General features: G+C 63.7%; 5 protein-coding genes. 3 read left to right on the top strand and 2 right to left on the bottom strand.

Going from position 1 to position 6000, the window contains the following annotated elements; all coding sequences use genetic code 11:
* Positions 1 to 605: 605 nt before the first annotated feature.
* The 3 genes from QH290_RS35415 (at position 606) to QH290_RS35405 (ending at position 3546) form a co-directional block, all read left to right on the top strand.
* The gene (locus QH290_RS35415) at positions 606 to 785 is read left to right on the top strand and encodes a hypothetical protein (protein ID WP_280387747.1); all 180 of its coding nucleotides are present in this window, start codon (positions 606 to 608) and stop codon (positions 783 to 785) included.
* 335 nt (positions 786 to 1120) lie between these two features.
* The gene (locus tag QH290_RS35410) at positions 1121 to 2431 is read left to right on the top strand and encodes a helix-turn-helix domain-containing protein (RefSeq protein ID WP_280387745.1); all 1311 of its coding nucleotides are present in this window, start codon (positions 1121 to 1123) and stop codon (positions 2429 to 2431) included.
* 839 nt (positions 2432 to 3270) lie between these two features.
* On the top strand, positions 3271 to 3546 hold the full coding sequence (locus QH290_RS35405; protein ID WP_280387743.1) for a hypothetical protein: 276 nt from the start codon (positions 3271 to 3273) through the stop codon (positions 3544 to 3546).
* Between the two features lie 394 nt (positions 3547 to 3940).
* Here the strand turns inward: QH290_RS35405 and QH290_RS35400 are convergent, their stop codons facing one another.
* Together QH290_RS35400 and QH290_RS35395 are read right to left on the bottom strand one after the other, a co-directional pair.
* The gene (locus tag QH290_RS35400; protein WP_280387741.1) at positions 3941 to 4843 is read right to left on the bottom strand and encodes a DUF6615 family protein; all 903 of its coding nucleotides are present in this window, start codon (positions 4841 to 4843) and stop codon (positions 3941 to 3943) included.
* A gap of 255 nt (positions 4844 to 5098) precedes the next feature.
* Entirely contained in the window at positions 5099 to 5932 is an 834-nt protein-coding gene (locus QH290_RS35395; RefSeq protein ID WP_280387739.1) for a hypothetical protein, read from the bottom strand.
* Between the last annotated feature and the right edge of the window lie 68 nt (positions 5933 to 6000).

Below are 6000 nucleotides of genomic sequence, written 5' to 3'. Positions count from 1 at the left end.
GGCAGGCAGATCATGGCGTGTGATCGAAGACAGACGATCGGACCAGGGTCTCTCCGGTGAGCTGGTCGCCGAACTAGGCGTCGTGTCGGTGTCGGTGGACATATTTCTCCTTCACCAGGCCGGTGGGCCGGTCCCGGGGGGGTCGAACATGTTCTCCAGGCATCGAAGACAGCAGCGAAGACCGTGCGATTCGAGCATCGGTATTTCGGCAGCTGTCAGACATGAGGAGTTGTGCAAGATCAACGTAGCGGGCAAGAGCATGGCGAAAGCGGGACATATCGGATGTTTGTGACACCCACTATCCCGACCTTCGGGGTCTTACTCACTGTCATGACATGGCATCGCAATCGAATATCGTGGTGGCGGGCTTCGAATAATTTGCCCGAAATTCGGTCACAAAACAATAGTCGAGATTCTCGTGAATTATCATGACATGCTCGTCCGAGCGACTCCGAGTAATTGTGAATCGTCCCGATGTGCCGTCGAGAGATCTTCTCCGGTAATACAAACTCTCTGAAATTCCTGGAGATTGTCCACTGGGACATGCTCAGATTGAGCCGTCCCAGACCTGGGATATTTCACATGGCACTACCGAGGATGACTGTATGAAATCGAAGATTGTCCGCCCGCTTGCCGTCGCCGCGTTCGCGCTGTCCGCCACCGCTCTCGGTGCCGGGGCAGCCTCGGCGGATGCGCCCACGGCCACTCCGGTCGGGGGCTCTGTGGAGGTGTGTGTTCCGATTCCGGCGCCGACCGGCTCGGGCGAGCTGAGCTTCTGCCTGTAACCGGCTCAGCGAAGGTTGCCCGCGCGGCGGCGAGGCCGTCCATGGTGTGCAAGAGTCGGGGCTCATTCCGGACTCGTCGCCGCGCGCAGCCGGGCACCGCATTCGGCTGATTAGTTGATGCGGAATTGGACCGGCTCACAGATGACGTCTGGGTTGAACTGCTGGCTCCAGAGAAACCAGCGTCACTGGTTCTCTCGACTCAATACATTTATCGCCGGATTTCCCTTGGGTTAGGCCCAAACATGATGGGGATCGGTTTTGGGGGCGCCGGGTCACCGCGACCGTGAGTCGGCATGCTAAGGGGGTAGTTATCGGTGGGGAAGAAGGATTCGGCAATGTCAGGTACTCGATCAGTGCAATCCGGTTCGAGCGCTTCGGGTCGAAAACTAACCTCGCCTCTGAACGATGTCCGGGCCGTATCCCGAAAGATGGTAGGCGTATTCACGGAGAATATCGCTCCTTGCCGGACCTTGCCCGGAGAGCTGCTGAACGGCGATGTCACCTCGGTCACCCGCATGTGCCTGGAGCTGGCGCTCGCCATCGTCGAGGGTGGCGATATTCCCGCGAAGATCACCTGGCTGGAGGACGCCGCCGCGCAGTGGGCACGGGAGGGCATCCCACTCGACACCATCCATTCCGCGGTGCACGAAGGGTTCCGCCTCGGCACCGACCTCGTCCACGCCAAGGCCACCACCGCCGACTTCGCGACGGTGAAAGGGCACTTCCGCCAACTGCTCGACATCCTCGATGTGATCACCAAGACGATGTCACGGGCCTACGTACGGGAACTGCGAGCCGTCGTCGCCGAGCACCACACGGCCGCCCACACCCTCACCTCCGCACTGCTGAGCGGACATACCGCCACCTCCAGCATGATCCGCGAATGCGGCATCGACGTCGTCGACGCCTACCACGTCGTGGCCATAGCGCTGCCCTCCCACCCCGAGGAACAGCTTCCCGGAATCGATGCCAAGGTCGTGGCCCGGCGCAAGCTCCGCCGTGTGCAATCCGCCCTCGCCACCGGCCACCGCGGGCAGACACTGGCCCTGCTGAGCGTCACCGGTGGCACGGTGCTGATCCCGGCCGCACTGCCGGACGGCGATCTCGACGAACTCGTCACCACACTCTCGCGGGCAGGGCAGATCCCGGTCACGGCCGCCACCGTGCCCGCCGACCGCGGCAACATTCCGACGGCGGCGCACCATGCGCACGATCTCCTCGATACGGTCCAGCGCCTGCATCGACCGCCCGGCCTCTACCGGCTCAGTGACCTCGCACTGGAGTATCAGCTCACACGGCCCGGCCCCGGCCTGAACTCCCTCGTCGGCATGCTGAACCCGCTCGACGGACACCCGGAACTACTCCAGACCCTGGAAACTCACCTCGGCAACGGCCTCGACCGCCAGACCACCGCCCGCCGCCTGCACCTGCACGCCAACACCGTCGACTACCGCCTCAAACGCATCACGAAACTCACCGGATACGACCTCAGCCGAGTATCCGATCAGGGACTGCTCCGTGCCGCACTCATCGCCCGCGCCCACGCCAGCGAAACCGCCACCGACCCCGGCGGATCGCCGCGGCGATCGACAGCTCACGAAATCCCACCACGCCGCCCAGCTCGACCCGACCGCTCACAGGTGTGAACGAACACCATGGCTGGGAGCAGCAGATCACCCGGCCCGGTTTGCCTCGGACTCGCTGTCCAGCAGCCGTTACCAATCCGGCCGTCACGTCGGCTCCGACTGCTGGGTGGTGCGCAGTAGTCGCTTGACGACTGCCGGGCACTATCTCGGATACGACCGGTGCCGACAGCGGGCGCACCACGAGCCGCTCCCGCTCGTCGGCACCGGACCGACAAGGTCTTCCACTGGGCTGGGCCCCAGGGCAAGGCGGGGCTGGAACCCATTCGGACACGCTCGTGTCGACGAGTTCTGTCGCGGCGAACTGCCGGGCGGCCGGGGACGGCGTGCTCCCGGATGGGCCGGGGCGGCGGATGTCCGTGTGCGCCGCCCCGGCCCGGATTCGATACTGCTGCCCGGCCCCGCGCCGGGGCATCGGAGGGACCGCGCGGCAGCCGTATCCGGTTCACGACGATAGCGGCGGCGCCGTCGATCGTGAGCCGAATAGTGAAGTGCAGCAGCAGTATTCGAACGGGCGGAAATGCAGGATCCGTGCGTCCGCCCGCATGCCACCATAGCGCCACCGACGACGCTGGTCCCAATCGGAACTGTGGTGTTGGTATGGACCACAACGGATCTCGGTGCCTGCTGACTTCCCTGACATGATCTTGTTACGCGAAACATCGGAACGTGTGGGGCAACAGAGTCCACCAGCGGACGGTATTGGACGTGCCGGGCCAGGGTATGGATGAGCGGTCCTCGATGAGAACGATGTGGAGGAGGTCGGCGTGCTGCAGTCGGGCTAGGTAGCCGAATCTGCGCTCCTGCGGATAATCCTCACGGTCGGCGGCACTTCGGGCAAGGTGATCGGAATCGAACTCCGCGTTATCGACTGCCTGATCGTCCAGCTAGCCCGGGTCGGCGATCCAGTTGCCCATGTTCTGTGTGTCCTCGAGGGCTCGAACCAGGGTAACCGCGACCTGCAGGTTTCGTTCCTGTCGGCGACCCGGAAGCGACGCACGGCTAATAAAAACCTGCTGAACTGCGGAAACGTTCAGCAGGTTGGTGCCCCCGGCAGGACACGCAAAACATGGGCAACCGGAAAACGCCTGGTCATTGTGGGTGTCTACCAGGTTTAGCCGTCGGGTCGCCCGTGCGCCGTGTCTGCATCTGGTCCCATCCTTATGGATCCCCGGGCGGGGCACTATAAGGATAGGACCGGCCGCGAACAGCGGCTTCTTTGGGGGACGTTGACGATCGAAACGAGATACGACAATTCGAAACCAAATTGAACGTGATCGCGACGGGTCAGAAGTCCGAACCACTGTTGTGCAGATGTATCCCCGGGTTCGGCCGTGCCAGATTGCCGGAGTGGGCATCGGTGCAACACCCGCGTCATGATGGCTGGGTGGGGCCAGGCTGGGCAGGCGGCGTACGACGTCGTCCGCCCGACCGGGTCTAGTGCGGCCCGCTCCATCGGCCGGAGGCTTCCGTTCTCGTCTGGCGTGGAATGGGTGTCCCGGTCTGCAATCTTTAGCGGTCGCTGCGGAATGTGCCTATGTCGGTGACGAGAGCGTAGTTTGCGGGTGCCCGGTACAACCTGAATTCACGGTCGAACGAGATGCGAGGTTCGTGCCGACTCAGGATCATTGCTGCATAAGGCGGGAGTTCCGGGTGTCGGTGCGCGCGCCCTTCACCGTGGTCCATGTCTTGTTCGAGGGCCTCGAGTTGTTGCGTCAGCTGGATGTGCCGGGAGTCGTATCGGTGTCTCGCGACCCGAGCTGACTCGGCGGCATCGGCCAGCAGATTCTGGTGGATCTGATCGAGCATGCTGGATGCTCCCGAGGGGTCGGCCAGGTCGCGCATCCTGCTGTCCGATCCGAACAAGCATGACCACGGCATAGCGTGGCGGAGGTATCGAGGGGCGTAGACCCGTTTGGGCTTGTCCTGGTTTCGTGAGTGGAGCGCGGCGACGCGGTAGGTGGACATGGCGGCGCATCCCCACCAGTTGGGCAGTCGTGAGCCGAGTCGGCGGGGGTCGTCGTCGCCTCTGCGGCGCGGTCCGTCTTCGTGGGGGAAGTGTTGGTTGTTTCGCAGGGCTCGCAGGTCCGCGCGATTGTCTCGGAGTTCGCCGAATCGGGTTGCCTCCCAGCCGTTGTAGAACACGTGATAGGGCAGGGTGTACGGGTCTTGGCAGCTGTCGATGAGGGTGTCGTATTGGTAGTGGCCGTCTTGTTCGCCGGGGTGATCGAGTGCGCGGTAGCCGACGTCGTAGATGCGTTTGGCTTGGATGCGCAGGCATAGCCACCCGTCGGTGGGTGAGCCGATCCACCATTCCCAGTCCGCGCCGAGGCGTTTCTCGTGCGCGGGGGTGAGCCGTCGGACCGCGATCTGGGGGAAGCGACGGTGGAGTTCGAGCAGCAGCGCATCGGTCACCGATGTCTCGCCGGGTGCCAATCCAATCGGGTATCCGTCCTCGTAATCCCTCCAGGTCCGCAGCGCGAGCGAGTCCATCGTTCGTTGCAGATCCGACAAGCTGGCCATCTTCCCCCGGCGCGGTTGGCTCTCGTGATGTCTTGACGACGCTCAACTTTCGAATCTGGGACGGTCCCTGTCAAGATCGATGGATCGCTGCGCGGCGAGGAAGCCAGCGACTTCGGCCGGCGTCTCTACCGAGTTCGGGCTGGGGCCTCAGCGGTATTGCAGTGGTTGTCGGCATCTGGGGCACTGTTCGTCGTTCTTGAGGAGTTCCTCTTCGGCTGCTGTGCCGGGGATGATCGCGACGAGGGATTTCCGGCATATGGCGCCGTGCTGGTTGACGCGTCGTATCGGTGGCTGCCGTGTCCATCCGACGTAGTGCGATACGGGGCTGGACACGTCGGCGTCACGGAGGGTGACGGGTTCGTCGAAGCATGCGATGTAGACGTGCTCGGCGTGGTCTCGGCAGTCGTTCGCGCACCGATCGCGGGTCAATGGTGGACGGGCAGCGTAGTCGTACACGAGGAAGGGGTCGCGCTTCTGGGCGGGTAGCTGCGGAAGTTCGGAGACGGGTGCGCCGTCCCAGACTCGGTGCGGGTCGGTGCCGTGGTCAACGAGGTCCTGGATGAGTATGTCGAACCGGTCCCGGTTCTTCTGGCAGGATTCGAGTTGTTCTGTTCGTTGGAGATACTGCGCGATCGCGGCAGCCATTCTCGGCTCCCATTCCGCATCGCCGGATGGCCCGCCCCGGCATCCTACGAAGAGGGGCTCGTCGGGCCCGTACGAGCCTTCGTGGACAGCGATTCGCTGTTTGCAGTTCCGGCACACGACCCCGCGGGGCCTGCGCTTCTGCGACCGGGTCGTGGTGTCGATCACCATGGCGTGGCTGCGCAGACACACCATGCAGCGGCCGTCGACGAGCTGCAGCACCTGTTCGAGCTGGCCGGGGCGGAGCCCGTTTCGCTTGCCCTTGTTCGCCAGGGCGTTCGCCGACAGGCTCGGCATGCACCCGCCGTAGCAATACGGGTGGCTGTCGTTGTCACTCACAGGACCGTCCTGTTATTTCTGCTGGCAGCGGTCATGTTCGGTTGGCGATGATGCTACGCTGCCGGGCG

Origin of the sequence: Nocardia wallacei (assembly GCF_029869545.1) — a bacterium.
Taxonomy (GTDB): Bacteria; Actinomycetota; Actinomycetes; order Mycobacteriales; family Mycobacteriaceae; genus Nocardia; species Nocardia wallacei_A.
Note: the sequence above shows the minus strand (reverse complement) of the source record. Positions and strands in the feature narration are given on the sequence as shown.

What these genes read in the sequence shown, in the direction of transcription:
- QH290_RS35415 (WP_280387747.1), top strand. Translation starts at nt 606, where the DNA reads ATGAAATCGAAGATTGTCCGCCCGCTTGCCGTCGCCGCGTTCGCGCTG.
- QH290_RS35410 (WP_280387745.1), top strand. Translation starts at nt 1,121, where the DNA reads ATGTCAGGTACTCGATCAGTGCAATCCGGTTCGAGCGCTTCGGGTCGA.